Source organism: Hymenobacter roseosalivarius DSM 11622 (assembly GCF_900176135.1).
GTDB lineage: Bacteria > Bacteroidota > Bacteroidia > Cytophagales > Hymenobacteraceae > Hymenobacter > Hymenobacter roseosalivarius.
Map to the genome: position 1 here is coordinate 1 of NZ_FWWW01000112.1, position 17,982 is coordinate 17,982.

Genomic DNA, 17,982 nt, shown 5'->3' on the forward strand with positions numbered 1-17,982 from the left:
CTGCTATAAGAAGGCCTAGTAGAAGACAAGACGCTTGCTCGCAAACTCAGGCGCAGGCAAGCGACGATTCTGCGGGAAATTCCCGCCGGGCATGCGCATCTGCTCCGATGGCTCGAGCCCAACAAAGGGCTACAGATAGACGGGGCAGCAGCCCGGCTGTTCGCAGCCCGGCGACTGGCGCTGCAGCAGGCCTACCCCGTGCTGCGAACCGTGAAACAAAGGAAGAAGCGGAAAAAGCCGGCCAGGACCCAACCTCAGGGTACCTACCGCAAGCCGGCGGAAGAGTACAGCAATCCCCGGGAGCAACACGCCCACACCGAGTACAATATTCTGTGTGTTGAAAACCAGGAGCTGCGGACGTCAGTCGATTCCAAGGTGAACCGGTTTCACTCCACCCTGACCAACATGAGTGGGCCCCTGCGCAATTTTCTGACGTTCGAAGGCCAACCCCGGGTATCCATAGACATCGCGAACAGTCAGCCTTACCTGGCAAATATTCTCCTTCAACCGGCCTTTTACCAGGAGAGCACCAGCTCAACCCATAAAGCGGAAGTCGAAAATCAAGGCGGAGAAGAGCAGGGTCAGGAAAAAAAAGCCGAAAAGGGCTAAGGTACGAGAAGGAAGGAAGGAGGATAAAGGAGGAGAGAAAAAGAGCGGGGGAGCCATTCCCCTGCACTACTCTAGTAAAATTGGTCCAATCGGCTGACAATGAGGATGCTGTTCTTTTTGCGCACCTAACTTCGACGGGTACCTTATATGCTTATCTACGCAAGGTGTTCGGGCAGGAACTGGGCGCTGAGTACGACAGCAAAGACAAGGCGAAGGCGGCTATTTTTGAAGTCTTGTTCGCAGGAAATGGCTACCATTCTCCCATGAAGACCGAATTCACCAAGCTGTTCCCAACGATTGCTCAGGTCTTCCAGGTTTTTAAACGTGGGAATAAAACGATCCTGCCCCGGTTGCTCCAACTGCTGGAAGCTTACATCATCCTGCAAGTGGTTACCAGGCGCATTGCAAAGGAGAAGCATAACAGCGTTCCTCTTTTCACGGTGCATGACAGCATTGTCACGACCGAGCAGTATGCCGGCTATGTACGGGATGTTATGCAGGAGGAGCTCACGCGCCTCGTTGGGATTCCCCCAACGTTGAAGGAGGAAGTCTGGAGCGAGGAAAATGCAAACATCCTGCTCGCTGAGCTGGAGAAGAAAGCAACCGCAGTCCCTCCTGCTACGCCTGCTGGCTGCGTTTCACCTGGCAGTCAGCAGTAGGTTTACTACCTTCCCTCCGGCAGGATGTAATTCACCCCATTCGCTCCACGCTGCCATCCACTAACCTGACGCTGCGCTATGGGTCACTACACAGATGCCCCGGAAGATAATCTGCGCGGCATTACCACGAAAGAGGAACTCAACGAGCAGGAAGCGCTGGGGGTAGCCACCGTGGAGCGCTTCCTGCTGGAGGAGATGGAGTATCCGGTTGTCCTCAGCGTGCAGCTAGTGCAGGAGCTGCACCGGCGGGCCTTCGCCCATTTATACGACTGGGCCGGGCAATGGCGGACACAGGTTCCCAACGTCGGGGCGTACCTCCCTCCTGCCGCTCACCGGGTTCCCCAGCTGCTCTACGAGTTCATGGATGAGCTACGGTACCGCCAGCAGCAACTGCCCATACCCGACCAGCAACAGGTGGCTGCGCTGCTGGCCTATGCGCACCACCGGCTGGTGGCGATTCATCCCTTCACCAATGGCAACGGCCGTACCGCCCGCCTGTTTACCAATCTGCTGGCGTATAACTATGGGTACCAGGAGGTGGTGCTCTATCAGCGGGAGCAGGGCGAAAGCCGGACAGCGTATCTGCAGGCCATCAGGCAGGGCGACGAGTATGACTTAGGCCCGCTGGAGCAGCTGATCAGCGGGCAACTCCGGCCCCTGTAGGAGGAGTGGGCAATACCGCGGTCTGGTCATAAAGCGCCTCAATCCGGTGCAGGGGCACGAGCTGGTTTTCCAGGGCCATGGACGCATAGACCGAGCGCACGACCATCGCCTTCACGACGGCCGGGTCCTGTAACTGCGGATAACGGTCGCGAAGTTTCATGGGGTGGCAGGTGCTGTAAACACACCACGAAGATAACAACAAAGTTCGTGTGCGCCATTTGGTACGCTCCCGGGCTCTCCCCTATGAGCTGGTAAGACAGGTAGCCAGGCAAAAGGGCACACCATTGGCCTTGGCTAAAAGTTTGGTCCAAAAGTTAATCGGCGAGCTTATTAGTGGTTTCACTGCAAAGCGTCTCCACTGCAAAACCAGACGTTTAGCAGCATTGGGTAAGCACTTTAAGCAATCAACGTACAATCAACCTGTCTTGACGAATAAGTTGATTGTACGTTGATTATTGAACAAGTTTTCTGTATCGAATCGACCCGTTCATTGTCTTAATTGCTGCCTGCTAGGCAGTCAGCCTAATTGTACAGAAATACGGAGGTATCGCTGAACAAACAGGCATGATAGCCGCTGCATGCAGGATTTTAGTGGGTATTTATCCCGGTTGGAAGCGCCTCGTTTAACTTCTGTACCAACCTTTTAACCGAGGCCACTCTTGCTGGATGCTTTTACCAACCAGTCTTCTCCTTCTCGTTGTACTTTCTCAAAGCCCTCATTATAGTACACCTCTTGTACGTGTTCCTCGAAGCTGGGAGCTCGTTTTCGCCGCTGGGCATAAGGACCAGGGTTATCATACATCTGCCGTACCTCGCTCAACCGGAAGGCAACTTCGGGTTGTCTCTCCATAGCCTTGGGTAGTTCTTTTTTCACCTGTGAGCGGGGTTTGCTGGCCAGAACATAGTCCTCTAGGAGATACTTCTCGGCGAGCGCCTTGTAGATAGCCCCGGCGGGCTTCTTGATCTTGCCTTTTCGAAATTGGCTCTCCACGATGCGTACTACAAAGGCGATGTACCCTACGTCATACTCATCGTTCTCCAGTTGAGTGGCAATGGAGATGATGCTGCGCTGACTCAGGCCAATCTGCAGTAAGGCCTCAGCCCATTCAGTATCCACGGGCAACGTCTTTTTTGTAGCAGATGATGCCAGTTGCCGGAACAGAAACTTGATTCGGGCGACCGTTTTACCTTCCCGCTCCAGCTCGTAGGTGAAGGGTATGTCGGTGCCCGAAATCTCGCTCTGCGCCTTATTCAGCACCCGGGCCTTGAAATTGGAGAAACGAGGATATTCGTTCTCTTCGATCCCGAGCACAAAGCGTAGTTCCTCCACACTGATCGTACGGCGGCCAAAGTCCGCGTACTCCTTCAGCAGCCAGTAGATGCGCAGGGACTGGGGACTCTTCAGCTTGAGTACTTGCTGAATCTCAGCAGTAGTAAAATTACCACTCTCCCGCAGCTGCAGCAGGTAAGGCATAATCTTGGGGTTGAAGCTCGCCGTTACGCCCCCCAGGTCGGCCCGGTAGCCTGCCTCCGCCATCAGGGGTATGTAGGTGTAGCTGGGCTTGCGCCCGCGCCTGCGCGTCTTCTCTTCCAACTCCTCGATGTAGAGCGTAAACGAAGCCAGGCCCTTGCACATCTCATCAACCTGCTCATAGGCTGAGCCGCCCCGGCGGTCAAATACGAGCTCATCCAGCGGAATGAAGTGTTCCTTGAAGTCAATATCCTCGAAATCAATACGCGACAGCAGCGCAACGAACAGGCGCATCTGCAACGGTACGAAGCTGAACCGGGCATTGATGAGCGCATTATGCTGGGCGATTCGCTTGTCTGAGGCAGGATCCATGAAGCAGCAACGTCTTTTTTGTAGCAGATAGGGTGCGCAAACGGCTATTGTGTAGCAGGTCCACGTCTTTTTTGTAGCAGGTCCACGTCTTTTTTGTAGCAGATGACGTCTTTTTTGTAGCAGATGGGCCTTCCCACGGCCTGTTAATCAGCTAGATACAGCACCCATAATACTCTTTAATAGTAGTAATAAAAAAAAGCTAGTAGCGTTTTTTAGTAACGTCTTTTTTGTAGCAGATAGGGTGAAGACCGCTGGTCTAAAAAAGTCCATTTCCGCTTTAAAAACGCGGTTTTTAATACTATTTTAGACTATCAGGGACGCAGCTTCCGGTTTTTCTGCAGGAGCTTCTGCAGCTGGTCCTCCGGCAGGCTGCGGTTGGCGCTCTCCAGCTTGTCCAGGAGGTCACTGACGACCCCCTCAATCTGCTGGCGCACGATAAACCCTGGCTCCCAGTATTCAGCCTGCTTGAGACGCAGGTAGGTATTGCGGCGCAGGTAGGTGCTGAACTGCACCCACTCCTGCCCGGCATCTTCCGCTGGGACAGTGGGTGCCGCTTGGGAAGCTATTGGTTCCTGCTGGGCAGCAGGAGCTGCCGGCACCTCTTCCATGCCGTACAGGGCGGAGGTGTCAATGGTAGGGCGGGCTGTTTTAGCCGTGAAGTTGCGCTTGGGAGGGGTGCTCATAACCGGGCCAGTAGTTCGTCGGTGAGAGAGATGTAATCCAGGGCGCCATTGCTGTCGGGCGCATAGGCCAGAATGGGCTCATGCATGGCCTGCGCCTCCCCCAGCTTGTTGTTTTGCCGGATGCTGACATTCATCACCAGGGGAGCCAGCTGCTCGTCCCCGTTGATCAGGTCCACGTACTGATGATGCATGGAGGAACGGTAGCTCGAAGAGTACTTGGTGAAGAATATCCCCCCTACCTTGAGCTTCTGGTTGTAGTGCTTGCGCACCCGCACGCACGCCTGCAGCAGGGAGGTCAGGCCGTTATAGCCAAAGTACTCCGGCTGCATGGGCACGAAGACCGCATCCGCGGCAATCAGAGCGGAGTAGGTTATCCCCCCCAGGGAGGGGGGCGTATCTATTAGACAGTAGTCGAACCGGTCCTCCACCGTTTCCAGGGCCTCGCGCAGGACAAACTCCAGCCCGGAGCTGCCCGCCATCAGCTTCTCGACCATCTGCAGGCGGGGGGACGCGGCTACTAGGTGGAGCCCCTCCCCTACTGCCTCCATCAGCTCGGTAATCGGTACCTTCCCGTCGCTTTCCAGCAGTTCCCCCAGATGCCTGGTGCCCTGACGGTCGAACGACATGGACAGGTTGGTCTGGGAGTCACTGTCGATCAGCAGCACCCGGGAGCCGCGGCTGGCCAGTACCTGACCTACATTCAACGTAGAGGTCGTCTTGCCCACCCCTCCTTTGTGATTGGCAAAGCAGATAGTCTTCATCAGAAGCAAAGCTTTAGTGCGGCTCAATAATACACATTGTATTCAATACACACCCGACAAACAATATATACTACGCACACTGCATATGTACAACATGTATAGTTTGTAATGTATTTATTACATATAATAATTGTTTAGTATTCAATGTATGTATTACATACTTCGTCTGTAGTACATACAAGTAGAACCAGATACATACGAGTCCTTACTAACTGGCTAACAGGGTACCATCCATGTTGAGGCGCCACTATTCTTTTAAAAAGAAAGCCCCGACTAGTGAGGTCAGAGCTTTTTGTTCTTATAAGATACTTCGCTACGCAGCACCAAAGAGTTCTTCTCCACGCGTATCTTCCTTTTCCAGCACAAAGAGCGCGTACATCGTGCCGTTACGTGGACCCTGGTAGCCATACGGATGGGCATCTGCCACCACTGATTGACTGATCTGTGTGATGCTATAGCCATCAACTAAGGCTTTTCCAACCTGGGAATCAGCGGCAATCTCCATATCGGTGTCCTTTGACACTTTGATTGCCTGGGTGATAATGCGTTGGTGAACGTGTGCCATAAAAAGTAGAGGTGAGTGAGCCCCTAAGCTAGTCATATCCGCTGCTGCCTAGCAAGCCCCAGTACCTACGCTCGTACCAAGGCGATAAAAGCTCCGAACCGGGCCCACTGACACTGGCTAGCTTCGCGGCTTAGCTCAGCAAAGGCAGGTATAATGCCCGGCTTTGTGTAGTTTGGGGCGATGAAAATAATCCTGTTATCGCTGCTGCTTCTTTTTATTGGTCTGGTGGCCCAGGCGCAAACCATGATGATGGACACGCCACCCAAGGAGGCAGACGTGATCATAATCCGTACCCCGGACAATGGCCAGGATGCACTCGTGAAGCTGAGCCGGGTGCTGACGGCTCAGGGGTATAGCATTGCCACGCTGGATCGAAAACTGATCACGCTTGTCACTAAGCCTAAGGCATTCTCCGCTGGTGCCCCGAGTACCCTGACCATTCGGGCACATACTTCAGCAGGCCCGGAAAGCCTCATAACCATCGAGGGTGACTACCCGATTTCCGGCAAGCAAACTACCGGTAAGGCGAATTACTCCACCGCCAGGCAAGGCGTCAGTCGGGTGGCTTTCGATCAACTCCAAAAGGCTGCAGCCGCCTACCCTGGCGGGCAATTGCTTTACGGCAAGGACTAAGTACTCACACCTGCGCCAGTAGGTCACGTGCGCTTATCGGTAGGTGGGATAATCAATGGGGCCTTTTTACCCTCTGCTCTTCAACAGGGTACCATCCATGTTGATCCGCCAAAGCTCTTCCAGATTAGTGGTATAGGCGGGCGTCCGCATTTCTTTCCTGCCCGCCCAGGAGGGCGCCTTACTATACTTGTATCGCTGAGCCACGGCAAACCCTACGCTTCCCGCGCCATAACGCGCATTCAGCTGGTCCAGGTCAACCATCAGCTTGCTGCGTTGCCGGGTCTGGGCGGTAGGCTCAAACAAGCTCAGCTGCTGCTGGCCGGCCGCTTCCAGCCCGTCGAATACCACCCCCGCCTTCTTGTAGGCCGTGTCGGGTCGCCAGATCTGCCGCAGTCCGGCCCGGGCATAGCGGATCAGCTCCGCCGTGTCACTCGTGGCCACGGGCAGGCTGAGGGTCACGGAAGCCGTGTAGGGTGGGGGCTCCACACCAAACCGGTTCTTGCTGATAAAGACCGTCAGCAGTTGCACAGCCGACTGCTGCCGCCTCAGCTTCTCGGCTGCTCTGGTCGTAAAAGTAGCGACCGCACTGAGCACCTCCGGATAGGCAGTCAGGGTCTGACCAAACGTGCGGGTGCAGGCAATGCTCTGTCGCGACAGGGTGCCATCCTCACTCGGAGCCAGGCTGTGGCAGGCTACGCCCTGCAGCTCCCTGACCAGCCGGGCACCCACTACCCCGCCCAGGTGCTTACGCGCCCAGGCCTCCGACACGCGGGCCAACTGGGCGGCCGTAGTTACCCCGTGGGCGTGAAGCCTGGCCGCGTACTGGTGCCCAATGCCCCACACATCCTCGACGGCTACCTGCTCCAGCGCCCACTGCCTTTTTTCCTCGGAGTCCAGGTAGAGCACGCCCTCCAGATCTGGCGTTTTCTTGGCTACCCGGTTGGCCAGCTTGGCCAGGGTCCTGGTCGGGGCCACGCCCACGCAGGTGGGGATGTGGGTCCACTGCCGGATCTCGCGGCGGATCCGTCTACCATAGGCTTCCAGTCCACCCAGCCAGCGCTCCATGCCCGTCAGGTTCAGGAAAGCTTCGTCAATGGAGTAGATCTCCACTTCCGGGGCCACGTCCGCCAGGTAACCCATCAACCGCCGCGACATGTCCCCGTACAGGGCGTAATTGCTGGACAGCACCCGCACCCCGTGCTGCGCCACCAGGGGCCTGATCCTGAAGAAGGGCTCGCCCATGGGAATGCCCAGGGCCTTGGCCTCGGCTGAGCGGGAGACCACGCAGCCATCATTGTTGCTCAAAACCACCACCGGCAAGCCTTCCAGCTGGGGCTGAAAGGCCCGCTCGCAGCTCACGTAGAAGTTGTTGCCATCAACTAACGCGAACATAGCGCGAGAGCTTGCCCGGACGGGTTTCGGTGAGCACATGGGTGACCACGCCCCAGCAGTCAAACAGATCCGGCTCATCCCCGATGGGAATGGCCGGATACATGGGGTTATCCGGGACCAGCCACCAGGAATCAGGGCCCCGCTGCACGAGGCGTTTGACCGTGTGCTGGCCTTCCACCACGGCAATGATCACATCGTTGGACTGGGGCTGGAGGCGGCAATCCACGGCCAGCAGGGCCCCGTCCCGGATGCCGGATTCCCCGCCCGTCATGCTGTGGCCCTCAACCAGCACCAGGTAAGTGGCCTGGGGGTGGGAGAGGAGCAGGGCGTTCAAATCCAGCTTGACACCCAAATGATCCTCCGCCGGGGAAGGAAACCCCGCCGGGACGCGGGACTGAAAGAAAGGAAGCAGCAAGGGCTTCCGCAACACATTTAGAATAGTGACTCGGCTCATGGCAACAACACAGGTGGGTTTGCTGCAATGATACGTATTGCTAACTTAATTAGTATAGATTATGCCAATAATTTTAGTCAATAGAGCTGGTCCGGTAGCCCCAACGTGCTCAACTCTATGCCCGGTGCGTAGTCTAGCAGGGATGAGTAGCTGGTGAACGTACGGGTGCGGACGAGGGCATTGGCGAGCTGGTCGTAGTACAGCTCCACGAAGAATCCATTGGGGAAGTAGTATAGGTTTACGGCATCTTCTTCTTCGTAGCGGCGGGCCAGAAACGTTCCCTCCTGCCAGATAGCGGACAGTTGGTCGGCAAAAGGCAAGGCGCGGAAGGAGTAGTGGGTGTACTGCATGCGGTTGAGGTGGGCAGGTTGGTCGCAAGTTTGAGTAGGGGGTAAGTGCCTCTATCACTGCACCCTTCATCCGGTTCCATGATCCGATAACTACTCTACGTTATGAAAGTATTGCTCTTAGGCTTGCTGCTGGCCTTCTTGTTGGCTGGGCTGCCCCTATCTCTGCTCTATACCCCTTTCTTCGCCTCCAAGGCTTCCTTACTGGTGATCGTAGGGGTTCTGCTGCTCGCGGTCTACCTGATAAACAGCATCTTTGAGGGAGAGAAGAACCCTTAAGGTATTGTGATGGCATGTTTTGCCTTTCCTTTCCTGCTTCCTACTACTGGCGCTGCTGACTACGGCCTGTTCCGGGAAGGAAGCAAAGCCCAAGCTAAGAGGAGGACATTCTTGAACCTTATCGATAAGGCAGGCAGAAGAGTGAAAGCAGGCTGATCGGAACAATAGGGGTCGCGCAAGGCACTCCTACTACCTATCGTGAATGAGCCCCTAAGCCGGGAGCGAGAGCACGAATTGGCTGCCTTCCCCTTCCTGGCTCTCCACCTGAAGGGTTCCCCCGTGGCCCTGGGCAATGATGTCATAGCTTAAGGACAGACCCAGGCCGGTACCCTCGCCGGCTGGTTTGGTCGTAAAAAAGGGCTGGAAGATTTTTGCTTGGACGTCATCGGCCATGCCTCCCCCATTGTCCTGGACCCGGATTTCTACCTGCTCTCCTAGGTGCTCGGTGGTTACCTGTAGCGTCGGTTCATACCCCGGCTCCCCCTGCTGCCGGCGCTGGTGCAGAGCGTAGAAGGCATTGGCATATAGATTTAGCAACACGTGTCCCACGTCAGCCGCGACCAGATGGACAGGGGCTAAGCCAGGAGCGAAGTTGGTAGTTATCTCCACCTCAAACAGGGAGTCCTTGGTGCGCTGCCCCTGGTAGGCTAAGCGCAGGTATTCCTCGCAGAGGGCATTTACGTCGGTGGGTTGGCGCTCGCCGGTACTAGGGCGGGCATGCTCCAGCATGCCCCGGACAATACTGGAGGCACGTTGCCCGTGCTGGCGGATTTTAGTCAGGTTCTGGATCACGTCCCCGGCTAGGACAGTTACTTCCTCTCCATCTCCCGCGAGTTGGGCTTCTTGTAGCTCCAGCATTAGCTCCGCACTGACGTCCGAGAAGTTGGTAACGAAGTTGAGCGGGTTCTGAATCTCGTGGGCGATGCCGGCCGTCAGCTCTCCTAGGGAAGCCATCTTCTCCTTCTGGATGAGCTGCGCTTGCGTCATGCGCAACTCGGCCAGGGCCCGGGCGGTCTCATCACGCTGGGCGCGCAGAGCGGCTTGCTGCTGCTCGAGTTGCTCATTGGCCCGTTGCTTTTGCTGGTTGCTGCGCCAGAGTACATAGCCCAGGCCTGCGAGCAGGGCCGACCCGGCCAGCGTTGCCCCCAGCAGCAGGCGCTGGCGCCGGGCCTGGGCGGTGGCCAGCAGTTGGCTTTCGCGCAGGCGGGCGATGCGGGCTTGCTGGACCCGGTCGGCTTGCTCAAACTCGTAGCTGGCTACGTGCAGGGCCCCCTGGGCCGTTTCCATGGTGTCGGCCAGGGCCGTGGCGGCCAGCGCGTAGCGGGCGGCGGGCGCGGGCTGGTGCTGGGCCTGATAAAACCCGGCCAGCTCGCGCAGGTACTTTAGGCGCAGGGTCGCGTTACCGTTCGCCCGCGCCTTATGGTAGGCCTCGAGCCAGGCGGTTTCGGCGCGGCTAACTTCGCCGCGCGCGGCGTAGTACCGTGCCCAGGTCGCGTCAAGCTCCAGGTTGCCCCCGGGGCCGGTCAGGGGTAGGTGCAGCGAGTCGGCTTGGCGCTGGGCCTGGTACAGCAGCGGGCCGGCTTCGGCCGTGCGGCCCAAGGCCAGCAGCACGGCGCTTTTCAGGATGAGCCCCTGAGGCTTTTCATGCGGCCGGCTCACGCCGAAATTCGTCTCTCCAGCCGGCAGCCTCAAGGCCTGCTCGACGGCTTGCAGGGCGGCAGGGTAGTCATGCTGCTGTAGCCACAGCCGGGCGATAGTATGATAAATATACGTCCGTAGCCCCCAGCGGCGCGGCGCGCGCAAGGCCTGCTGGAGATAGGGCAGCGCTTTGGCGGGGTTGCCCCATTCGGCGTAGCGGGCCCCCACCCCCATGAGCCGGTTGTAGTAGCTGAAGCGGTCAAACCCACGGTATAGCTCGGCCGCGCGCAGGTAGTGACTGATGGATTGGTTATAGTCGCCCTTGTACACATAGTAGCGGGACAGGTTGTATAGGCAGGCGGCGACGTTTTCGGTGGCTCCGCGCGCCTGGTAGTACCGCCGCTTCGTCTGATAGTAGGTGCGCATTGCCTCCTGCTGGTTCAGGGCCGCATAGCTAGGGAGCAAGGCACTGAGCAGTCTGGGTACCGGCCGACCCAGTTGGTCAAACGCGGTGATGGCCGCCTTCATGCTGTCGAGCTGCGCGACGAGCAACTTGGGGTCGCTCCCCTGGGCGGTCGGCAGCAGGCGCAAGGCGCGGGCCTCGGGGCGGCCCAACCGGGTAGCCAGTGCCGCAGCCTCTTTCGGGTTGACATTTTCAAGCTGTAGGTCCAGCAGGTGCAGTAGGGTGCGCAGGCGGGCCGTGTCGGCGCGTTGTTCGGTGAGCACCCGGCGCAGGGAGTCAGGTGGGGCTTCCCAGTAGCGGTAGCGGGCAGCAGCCTGCGCAGTTGTTTGTGCTGCCCCCGTCCCGTAGCCCGGCCGGGGCTTGCTCTGCAATGCGGCGGGGTCTTCAGGCAGCTGAGCGGCCGTGAGGGTAGACAGAAACAGCAGCCCGCAGGCCACCAGCAAGAGAATGGAGCGCATAGCAGCAGGGGCAAGACTACGCAGCGAGCGACGTCTCGTGGTTGAGAGAAAAGGTGGTGAGCAACAAGAGCTTAGTCCAGCAAGCTACGCATTTACCTCGTGCCGGCAACTACCCAACGAGGGCAGGTTTACCCCTAATAAGTGGGCGGTAGTCGGGCGCGCTTTCTCCTAACTTTGTGGCCATACGTTGGCAGGATTCACTCCTTCGCCTTACGATACCAACTAGCTAAAGACAAGGAATGAAGCACGATTGGAGCAAGTGGTGCGGGCCTGTGGGGACCCGAATACTCGGGGCCGTACTCTGGGGGGCAATGTTGGTTAGCTGTGGCAAGGAAGAGGCAAAACCCAGCACCACGCCACCGAATACAACCCCTACGAGAGATCAGTACTTGGCCTTGGGGAATCCGAGTGGCGCTACGGCGGATGCCAGTCAGCCCTTCAACTACCTGCTGAGTAAGCCTCAGTATGCCCTTTCCTATCATCGCGACCGGGGCATTCCAAACTGGGTAAGCTGGCATCTGAGCAGTGCCTGGTTGGGTAGTGCCTCCCGGCAGGATGACTTTCGGGCCGACAACAGCTTGCCCAGCGGGTGGTACCAAGTGACGGCCAGCAGCTACACCGGCTCAGGCTTTGACCGGGGGCACAACTGCCCTTCCGCCGATCGGACGGCTGCCGTGGCGGATAATTCCGCGACCTTCCTGATGACGAACATGCTGCCCCAGGCCCCGCGTAACAACCAGCAGACATGGCTAGCCTGGAGGACTACTGCCGCACGCTGGTAGGCCAAGGCAATGAGCTCTATATCATGATGGGCCAGTATGGCACAGGAGGCGTGGGCTCCAGCGGTGCCAGGACCACGCTGGATAACGGGCGGGTTACAGTGCCCCAGCGGATCTGGAAAGTGATCGTGGTGTTGCCAGAAGGAACCAACGATGCCAGCCGGGTCAGTGCTACTACCCGCCTGATTGCGGTAGATACGCCGAATGACAACAGCCTGAACACGGCATGGGGCAGTTACCGGACGACGGTGGATGCCATTGAGTCAGCGACAGGCTACGATCTGCTTTCCGCCATTCCTGCCTCGATTCAGACCGTGATGGAAGCCCGCATGGATAAAGGGCCTACTCAATAATTAGGACGCCAAATACTTGGCAATGGTACTTGGTGCAAGGCCTAAGGCGCTAGCAATGGCTCGATTGGAGATGCCGGTAGCTTTGAGTCGTAGCACATGCTGCTGCTTTTCGGTGCCAACACCTGGCCGACCTAGCTTTTTGCCTTGGGCAACAGCTTTTGCCAGTCCGGCCTTGGTGCGCTCTCCTAGCCGCACACGCTCCTGCTTGGCAATCGTGGCTAAAATGCTGATGATAGCATCCTTGAAATGGCCGGTGCTATCCAGGTACTGCTCAGTGAATGATTTGAATTGTACCCCAGCAAAGGATAGCTTTTGTAAGTAGTTGAGCGTCTCGGTTACGCCTTCACGGCTGAAGCGGTCCAGGGCCCAGAAAATCACCACATCGAAGCGGCGCTGGTGGGCATCCTTGAAAAGTAGCTGAAACTGCGTGCGGTCGGCTTTGCCTCCACTCTCCTGATCGCAGTACTCTTTGTAGATAGAGTAGCCCGACCGCTCCGCGAAGGCCCGCAGCTCGCGCAGCTGGTTCTCATTGTCCTGGCCTTTGTCACGAGTACTGACACGAGCGTAAATGGCAGCTCGCATAATTACACTCGTTGAAAGTCTGTTGTACCTAAAGTTCTAGATGATAGAATTTGCTCTATAACCTCCTTCCTCCAGACAATACCTAATTGGGCCTCATTTTCCTCTTTGGCTCCAATACGCCCTGAATAAATACCGACAAACCCTAATACAGTGCCGAATCTAGTGTCGGTAGTAACCATTCCGTTTTTGGCATTGTGTACCCCCGATCGCATTAGAATTACGGGTGAACCAGACATACCAGAGCGGGTAGCAGTATCAACTAGCATCATGGGTAAATTCTTATAAGGAATATTAGGTTCTGAAGCAATACTTCCCCTTTTCCAGATAGGAACCTTATCTGGGTCAGTAATCCCAAATGGGTACCCTAGTATATACACGTCATCAGCCACTTGTGGCTCCGCTGTAAACTCCTTGTAATGATTAATAGGCAGCGGTGATCCATCTTTTGGAAACGCCTCTTTAGAGCATAGTGGAATAGCAACTACATCTACTCTGTAGCGATGTTGCGGGTGCACAAACCAAAGGGGCTGTGCATAGTCTTCATCTTCATAGATGGGGACCCTAAATTCTGTACTTAACTTGGAATCCCCATTATCTGATACTTGGACTCTTATCTGCGTTCTTATGACAGTTGGAAAGGCAGCATGATTAGATAACCTAGTATTAGTTTCTGGATTGACTCCTGTGATATTATGGCCGTTAGTTATAAGGTAATAATAGTCCTCATATTCGTATACAAATCCAGTACCTAGAGCTAGTTCTGTCCCTGTCTCTTGAACCATCATCTTGATAAGAAGAGGGTAGAGTGACAACTCCTCGGTTATTCCAATAAAGGCCATAATTAAGGTCTAATGAATCTTCATAATGTCTCCTAGCACTCTAGTGCCATCAGCAGCTCCGTCCTTAATTGATAAGGGTATAATTCATCGGCTTTACAAGCTCTTCAATAAGGCAGTGTGGTACGGCTGTCAAGCCCGCTGCTACAAAATCAGCAGCGGTAACTAGACCCAAAACAGGCTGAACCATTCTTAACCGTCGAATTGCGTCTGGTTCAATAAGGAGTAAATTAGTAACCAGTTGACAAGGGTAAGAATAAGCAGATGTTGCAACACTTTGTTCTGCATAAGATCGATCATGAGCAAATTCTTCTGTCATGCGAATCGAAAACCAAGCCGCAAGCCCCTCTTCAATATTGTTTGTGAACGGTTTTCCATTGGGGGACAGGACATGAACCATTTCGTGCGAGAGTTGAAACATTGCTTCTCGATTGTCTTCTAAAGCATCAGGGGTTACCTGTGCCATAATATACTGGTGGCCACCTATAACAGGATACCAAACCATAGGAGTGGCATTGGCCGCAACCTCAACGCCACCAAAAGTGTAGTGATTGGTTTTTGAACCAAACAGATGTTCAGCTTTATGCAAGAACTCTAAGGCGTACGTTGCTAATGTATAGCTGTACCCGCCATTGATTTTTTGAGCTATCAAGGGTTTGGTCTAAGAAGATAATGTAAATGTAGAACACCTTGATTTGTACGTATCCTAGCTGGAAACCTCACCCTTTTATGGAAGATTTAGACTGTCCATAAAAAGGGTGTTAAGAAAGCCTTTGAAAACCGCCATTTTAGGCAGATTTCGAGGGTCGGGAAAGTGTCCAAGAAAGGCCCGTTTTCTGGACACTGATGGGCCCTCCTCTTCGGAGCCACAACCCGGCTTGGTCCTCTCATATGCCTGGAGTCAAGCTAGGCTTCTTTACCTTGCGGCAAAATACTTCCCTGCCCGACACTCTTATGGCTCGGTACCCACGGGTAGGCTATGGCAGCCTGCTGTATCTGCTGCTGGCTTGGCTAAGTAGTGGGTGTGACCCAGCGGTCATTGCCCCCTTCGATCGCCCCGCCTCCAGCCGTATTAGCGGGTCGCTGGCGCTATGACTCGTCTCGCACGCGGATCTACAACCGAGACCACGAACTGGAGTCCTCCAGCGGGCAGGTCATGGACGGCCGATGGGTAACGCTGGATACCATGGTCTGGATCTATCCCGAAGGTCAACAGAGTCCCGTCACACGTCACGGCGACACCCTGCTCGTCTTCCATCACACGGTGCCCCGAACAAACGTCAACCGGTACGTCATTACCCACTTGAGTGCGCATCGCCTGACCTTGCGTGCCAGCGATCTGGACCAAGACTAAACTTGGGTGAATAACTACTACTATTCCCGCTAGGCCTCATTCGCATCAACCCGCATCATAAGGTCCGATAACGCCGCCCTTATCAGACCCTATCTAAAAGACGGTGGCTGTTTAAATTACCCTTTTGATAGACGTTATCAATAAGTGGTTTCCTGCGTGTAAAAGGAGGAAGTTGAGCATCTGCTTGTCACCCGTGGGACTGCGCCGCGCATTTCGCGCCGCGGTTCCTTACCGGTTCACCTGTCATGCGCTCCCCCATGCGCTTTTGCTCTGCTGCTTCGCGTGACTCTGCGCCTTCCCAGCCTTCAGCTAGGGCCCGCCGACGGGCCGCGGCCCCGGGCCCACGCCAAGCGGGCGTGCCGCTGCGAGCGTTGAGTTGGCGCACGGCGCCCACGAGCCCAAAGGACCAACATGGGCTGCTACGATAATTCCACATATCTTGGCTTTCCCCGCTCCAGTGGGGAGGCCTTTACCCCGTGCTCCATGAAATTTGCTGTACTCTTCCCCTTATTGTTGCTTGCGAACGGGGCCCAGGCCCAGCAGAAAGCGGTGCAGAAGGACATTGCCGCGGCGCTAGCGGAAATAAAGGCGTTTGAGCGGCAAGCATGGGTGCGCGACAGCAGCAGCGGCCAGGTGCTGCGTTCCCAAACCGAAGAAACCTTCGTGGACAAGGGGAAATTTTACAGCAAAGTCGAAGCTGAATTAACCGCAATCAATAAGAAGGCCCTGTCCTTCGATGACCAGATAAACCTGGAATTAATCAATCATCAGGTGCTGGATGAATTGGCGGAGTATCAATACAAAACGTACTTCAACCCCCTGCAAACCGATGCTGGTTTTCACGCACGACTGGCCGGAATTGGGGGTACGATTATCACCGATAAAAAGGACGCCGAACAGTACCTAATTATGTTAAAGGACGTGCCGCGGTACGTGGATGAAAACATGCAGCTGATGCGGCAAGGCATCGCCCTGGGCATTACGCAGCCCAAGGAAGTGCTTAAGGGGTACGAAACGAGCTACACCCAGCACCTCGTGGCCACGGCCGAAGAGTCCACGTTCTGGAAGCCGTTCAGCAAGCAACCTGCTTCGATGGCAGCGCCGGAATGGGCCGCTATCCAGGCGAATGCCCGACTCGTTATCCGCCGGGACGTCATTGGCAGCTACCAGAAATTAAAGACGTTTTTTGACCAGGAATATTTGCCCAAGGCCCGGGCTACGCTGGGTGCTTCGGGGTTTCCCAACGGCCGGGCCTATTACGAGGACCGGGTGCGGCACTTCACGACGACGAACCTGACGTCGGAGCAGGTGTACCAGGTTGGGCTAACGGAAGTAGCGCGCATCCGGGGCGAAATGGATAAGGTGATTCGCGACGTAAAATTTAAAGGCGACTTCAAAGAATTCATTGCCTTTTTGCGCAACGACCCGCAGTTTCACCCGAAAACCGCGGATGAATTATTGAAGGATGCCGCCTTTATCGCGAAGACCGTGGAGGGCAAATTGCCGGCGCTCTTTGGCAAGCTGCCCCGCCAGCCGTTTACGGTGGTGCCGGTGCCGGACTACCTGGCGCCGAATTATACCTCGGGCCGCTATTTGGGGGCCCCCATCAGCAGCAAACGGGCCGGTCAATACTGGGTCAACACGTCGAACCTGCCCAGCAGGACCTTGTATACGCTCGAATCGTTGACGCTGCACGAAGCGGTGCCGGGCCATCACTTGCAAAAGTCGTTGACGCAGGAATTAACCAATTTGCCCGAATTCAGAAGAAATTTGTACATCAACGCCTTTGGGGAAGGCTGGGGCCTGTACAGCGAGTACCTGGGGCATGAGATGGGGTTCTACAAGGACCCGTACAGCTTGTTTGGCCGCCTGACGTACGAAATGTGGCGGGCCTGCCGGCTGGTGATTGATGTGGGCATTCACGCCAAAGGCTGGACCCGGGAGCAGGCCGTTACGTATTTGGCCGACAACACGGCGCTTTCGCTGCTGGAAGTGAACACCGAAGTAAACCGCTACATTTTATGGCCCGGGCAAGCGCTGGCTTATAAGATGGGGGAGCTGAAAATCAAGGAAATGCGCGCCCGGGCCGAAGTGGCGTTGAAAGAAGACTTCGATGTCCGCGCCTTTCACGACATGGTGCTTTCCAACGGCTCGGTAACCCTGGCTATCCTGGAAAAAATGACGGACCGGTTTATTAAAGAACAGCAGGACAAAGCAAAAAGGAAGAAGGCCTGAGCTACTCCCGGTTCCCGGTTCCCGGTTCCCGGCTTGGGCCGGCAATGCGGAACTGTAGGGAGGTTGCTGATTGTGGAGTTCAGCCAGTAGCTCCTTTCGGCAAACCACCAGCTGCGGCCCGCTACCAGGTGCCCGCAAGCTACTGCAGCACCTGGTGAGTTTACGAAACCCGTCTACGATTCAAAGTTTACGAAACGCGCCAAGTAGATGAGTTTCGTAAACTCCATTCGCGGGCGTTGTCGGTGGCCACCGTTCCCTGTAAATAACAGGCGGAACAGGCCGCGCGGGTGGGCGCAGTGAGTGGCGGGGGCTTGCGTATGTCGGGGCCGTTCTAGTTGGACGGAACCGCGAACCGGGCTGCTGGCTGGCTGGCCTCTTTCGCGGAATGTGCACTTA

18 protein-coding genes and 1 pseudogene are annotated in these 17,982 nt (G+C 56.0%); 7 read left to right on the forward strand and 12 right to left on the reverse strand.

Annotated features, from left to right (window positions below):
• The first annotated feature begins 210 nt into the window (after positions 1-210).
• From B9A24_RS20965 to B9A24_RS20975, 3 genes are all read left to right on the forward strand, one after another.
• Positions 211-609: a hypothetical protein gene (locus B9A24_RS20965; protein ID WP_143435159.1), complete on the forward strand. Its 399-nt coding sequence runs from the start codon at positions 211-213 to the stop codon at positions 607-609.
• An 80-nt stretch (positions 610-689) separates the two neighbouring features.
• Positions 690-1,268 (forward strand): hypothetical protein, encoded by a 579-nt coding sequence (locus B9A24_RS20970; RefSeq protein ID WP_084448032.1) that lies wholly within the window; start codon positions 690-692, stop codon positions 1,266-1,268.
• A gap of 78 nt (positions 1,269-1,346) precedes the next feature.
• A complete protein-coding gene (locus tag B9A24_RS20975; RefSeq protein WP_084448034.1) occupies positions 1,347-1,931 on the forward strand; it encodes a Fic/DOC family protein in 585 nt (194 codons plus the stop codon).
• On the opposite strand, the gene B9A24_RS20980 is transcribed toward B9A24_RS20975, so the two are convergent.
• The 5 genes from B9A24_RS20980 to B9A24_RS21000 form a co-directional block, all read right to left on the reverse strand.
• Positions 1,906-2,133, reverse strand: a complete 228-nt coding sequence (locus B9A24_RS20980; RefSeq protein WP_159452130.1) for a hypothetical protein — start codon at positions 2,131-2,133, stop codon at positions 1,906-1,908. The genes B9A24_RS20975 and B9A24_RS20980 overlap by 26 nt on opposite strands.
• A gap of 441 nt (positions 2,134-2,574) precedes the next feature.
• Entirely contained in the window at positions 2,575-3,774 is a 1,200-nt protein-coding gene (locus tag B9A24_RS20985; protein WP_084448043.1) for a replication initiation protein, read from the reverse strand.
• Positions 3,775-4,085: 311 nt separating this feature from the next.
• The gene (locus B9A24_RS20990) at positions 4,086-4,457 is read right to left on the reverse strand and encodes a hypothetical protein (RefSeq protein WP_084448045.1); all 372 of its coding nucleotides are present in this window, start codon (positions 4,455-4,457) and stop codon (positions 4,086-4,088) included.
• The gene (locus tag B9A24_RS20995) at positions 4,454-5,218 is read right to left on the reverse strand and encodes a ParA family protein (protein ID WP_084448047.1); all 765 of its coding nucleotides are present in this window, start codon (positions 5,216-5,218) and stop codon (positions 4,454-4,456) included. The genes B9A24_RS20990 and B9A24_RS20995 overlap by 4 nt, the downstream gene beginning before the upstream one ends.
• Before the next feature lie 313 nt (positions 5,219-5,531).
• Positions 5,532-5,783, reverse strand: a complete 252-nt coding sequence (locus B9A24_RS21000; protein ID WP_084448050.1) for a hypothetical protein — start codon at positions 5,781-5,783, stop codon at positions 5,532-5,534.
• 180 nt (positions 5,784-5,963) lie between these two features.
• Here B9A24_RS21000 and B9A24_RS21005 point away from each other — a divergent pair, with 180 nt between their 5' ends.
• Entirely contained in the window at positions 5,964-6,416 is a 453-nt protein-coding gene (locus tag B9A24_RS21005; protein ID WP_084448052.1) for a hypothetical protein, read from the forward strand.
• Positions 6,417-6,482: 66 nt separating this feature from the next.
• Here the strand turns inward: B9A24_RS21005 and B9A24_RS21010 are convergent, their stop codons facing one another.
• The 3 genes from B9A24_RS21010 to B9A24_RS21020 form a co-directional block, all read right to left on the reverse strand.
• On the reverse strand, positions 6,483-7,808 hold the full coding sequence (locus B9A24_RS21010) for a Y-family DNA polymerase (protein WP_084448054.1): 1,326 nt from the start codon (positions 7,806-7,808) through the stop codon (positions 6,483-6,485).
• Positions 7,792-8,262 (reverse strand): translesion error-prone DNA polymerase V autoproteolytic subunit, encoded by a 471-nt coding sequence (umuD, locus tag B9A24_RS21015; RefSeq protein ID WP_084448056.1) that lies wholly within the window; start codon positions 8,260-8,262, stop codon positions 7,792-7,794. Before umuD ends, B9A24_RS21010 begins: the two co-directional genes overlap by 17 nt.
• Positions 8,263-8,339: 77 nt before the next feature.
• The gene (locus B9A24_RS21020; RefSeq protein WP_084448059.1) at positions 8,340-8,612 is read right to left on the reverse strand and encodes a hypothetical protein; all 273 of its coding nucleotides are present in this window, start codon (positions 8,610-8,612) and stop codon (positions 8,340-8,342) included.
• Between the two features lie 102 nt (positions 8,613-8,714).
• On the opposite strand from B9A24_RS21020, the gene B9A24_RS22175 reads away from it, so the two are divergent.
• Positions 8,715-8,888 (forward strand): hypothetical protein, encoded by a 174-nt coding sequence (locus B9A24_RS22175; RefSeq protein WP_159452131.1) that lies wholly within the window; start codon positions 8,715-8,717, stop codon positions 8,886-8,888.
• Positions 8,889-9,098: 210 nt separating this feature from the next.
• Here the strand turns inward: B9A24_RS22175 and B9A24_RS22495 are convergent, their stop codons facing one another.
• Complete coding sequence (locus B9A24_RS22495) at positions 9,099-11,447, reverse strand: ATP-binding protein (RefSeq protein WP_234997594.1); 2,349 nt, start codon at positions 11,445-11,447, stop codon at positions 9,099-9,101.
• 311 nt (positions 11,448-11,758) lie between these two features.
• On the opposite strand from B9A24_RS22495, the pseudogene B9A24_RS21030 reads away from it, so the two are divergent.
• A pseudogene (locus B9A24_RS21030) lies at positions 11,759-12,579 on the forward strand (DNA/RNA non-specific endonuclease).
• Here B9A24_RS21030 and B9A24_RS21035 read toward each other — a convergent pair.
• The 3 genes from B9A24_RS21035 to B9A24_RS21045 form a co-directional block, all read right to left on the reverse strand.
• Positions 12,580-13,161 (reverse strand): recombinase family protein, encoded by a 582-nt coding sequence (locus tag B9A24_RS21035; protein WP_084448061.1) that lies wholly within the window; start codon positions 13,159-13,161, stop codon positions 12,580-12,582. It lies immediately after the preceding pseudogene.
• 2 nt (positions 13,162-13,163) lie between these two features.
• Positions 13,164-14,000, reverse strand: coding sequence for a S1 family peptidase (locus B9A24_RS21040; RefSeq protein WP_084448064.1), 837 nt, complete (start codon positions 13,998-14,000; stop codon positions 13,164-13,166).
• Positions 14,001-14,064: 64 nt separating this feature from the next.
• A complete protein-coding gene (locus B9A24_RS21045; RefSeq protein WP_084448066.1) occupies positions 14,065-14,649 on the reverse strand; it encodes a hypothetical protein in 585 nt (194 codons plus the stop codon).
• 1,185 nt (positions 14,650-15,834) lie between these two features.
• On the opposite strand from B9A24_RS21045, the gene B9A24_RS21055 reads away from it, so the two are divergent.
• Positions 15,835-17,586, forward strand: a complete 1,752-nt coding sequence (locus tag B9A24_RS21055; protein ID WP_084448071.1) for a DUF885 domain-containing protein — start codon at positions 15,835-15,837, stop codon at positions 17,584-17,586.
• Positions 17,587-17,982: the final 396 nt, after the last annotated feature.

Excerpts from the sequence above, each read along its gene's own strand:
- B9A24_RS20975 (WP_084448034.1), top strand. The coding sequence starts at position 1,347 with ATGGGTCACTACACAGATGCCCCGGAAGATAATCTGCGCGGCATTACC.
- B9A24_RS20985 (WP_084448043.1), bottom strand. The coding sequence starts at position 3,774 with ATGGATCCTGCCTCAGACAAGCGAATCGCCCAGCATAATGCGCTCATC.
- B9A24_RS20990 (WP_084448045.1), bottom strand. The coding sequence starts at position 4,457 with ATGAGCACCCCTCCCAAGCGCAACTTCACGGCTAAAACAGCCCGCCCT.
- B9A24_RS20995 (WP_084448047.1), bottom strand. The coding sequence starts at position 5,218 with ATGAAGACTATCTGCTTTGCCAATCACAAAGGAGGGGTGGGCAAGACG.
- B9A24_RS21000 (WP_084448050.1), bottom strand. The coding sequence starts at position 5,783 with ATGGCACACGTTCACCAACGCATTATCACCCAGGCAATCAAAGTGTCA.
- B9A24_RS21005 (WP_084448052.1), top strand. The coding sequence starts at position 5,964 with ATGAAAATAATCCTGTTATCGCTGCTGCTTCTTTTTATTGGTCTGGTG.
- B9A24_RS21010 (WP_084448054.1), bottom strand. The coding sequence starts at position 7,808 with ATGTTCGCGTTAGTTGATGGCAACAACTTCTACGTGAGCTGCGAGCGG.
- umuD (WP_084448056.1), bottom strand. The coding sequence starts at position 8,262 with ATGAGCCGAGTCACTATTCTAAATGTGTTGCGGAAGCCCTTGCTGCTT.
- B9A24_RS21020 (WP_084448059.1), bottom strand. The coding sequence starts at position 8,612 with ATGCAGTACACCCACTACTCCTTCCGCGCCTTGCCTTTTGCCGACCAA.
- B9A24_RS22175 (WP_159452131.1), top strand. The coding sequence starts at position 8,715 with ATGAAAGTATTGCTCTTAGGCTTGCTGCTGGCCTTCTTGTTGGCTGGG.
- B9A24_RS22495 (WP_234997594.1), bottom strand. The coding sequence starts at position 11,447 with ATGCGCTCCATTCTCTTGCTGGTGGCCTGCGGGCTGCTGTTTCTGTCT.
- B9A24_RS21035 (WP_084448061.1), bottom strand. The coding sequence starts at position 13,161 with ATGCGAGCTGCCATTTACGCTCGTGTCAGTACTCGTGACAAAGGCCAG.
- B9A24_RS21040 (WP_084448064.1), bottom strand. The coding sequence starts at position 14,000 with ATGGCCTTTATTGGAATAACCGAGGAGTTGTCACTCTACCCTCTTCTT.
- B9A24_RS21055 (WP_084448071.1), top strand. The coding sequence starts at position 15,835 with ATGAAATTTGCTGTACTCTTCCCCTTATTGTTGCTTGCGAACGGGGCC.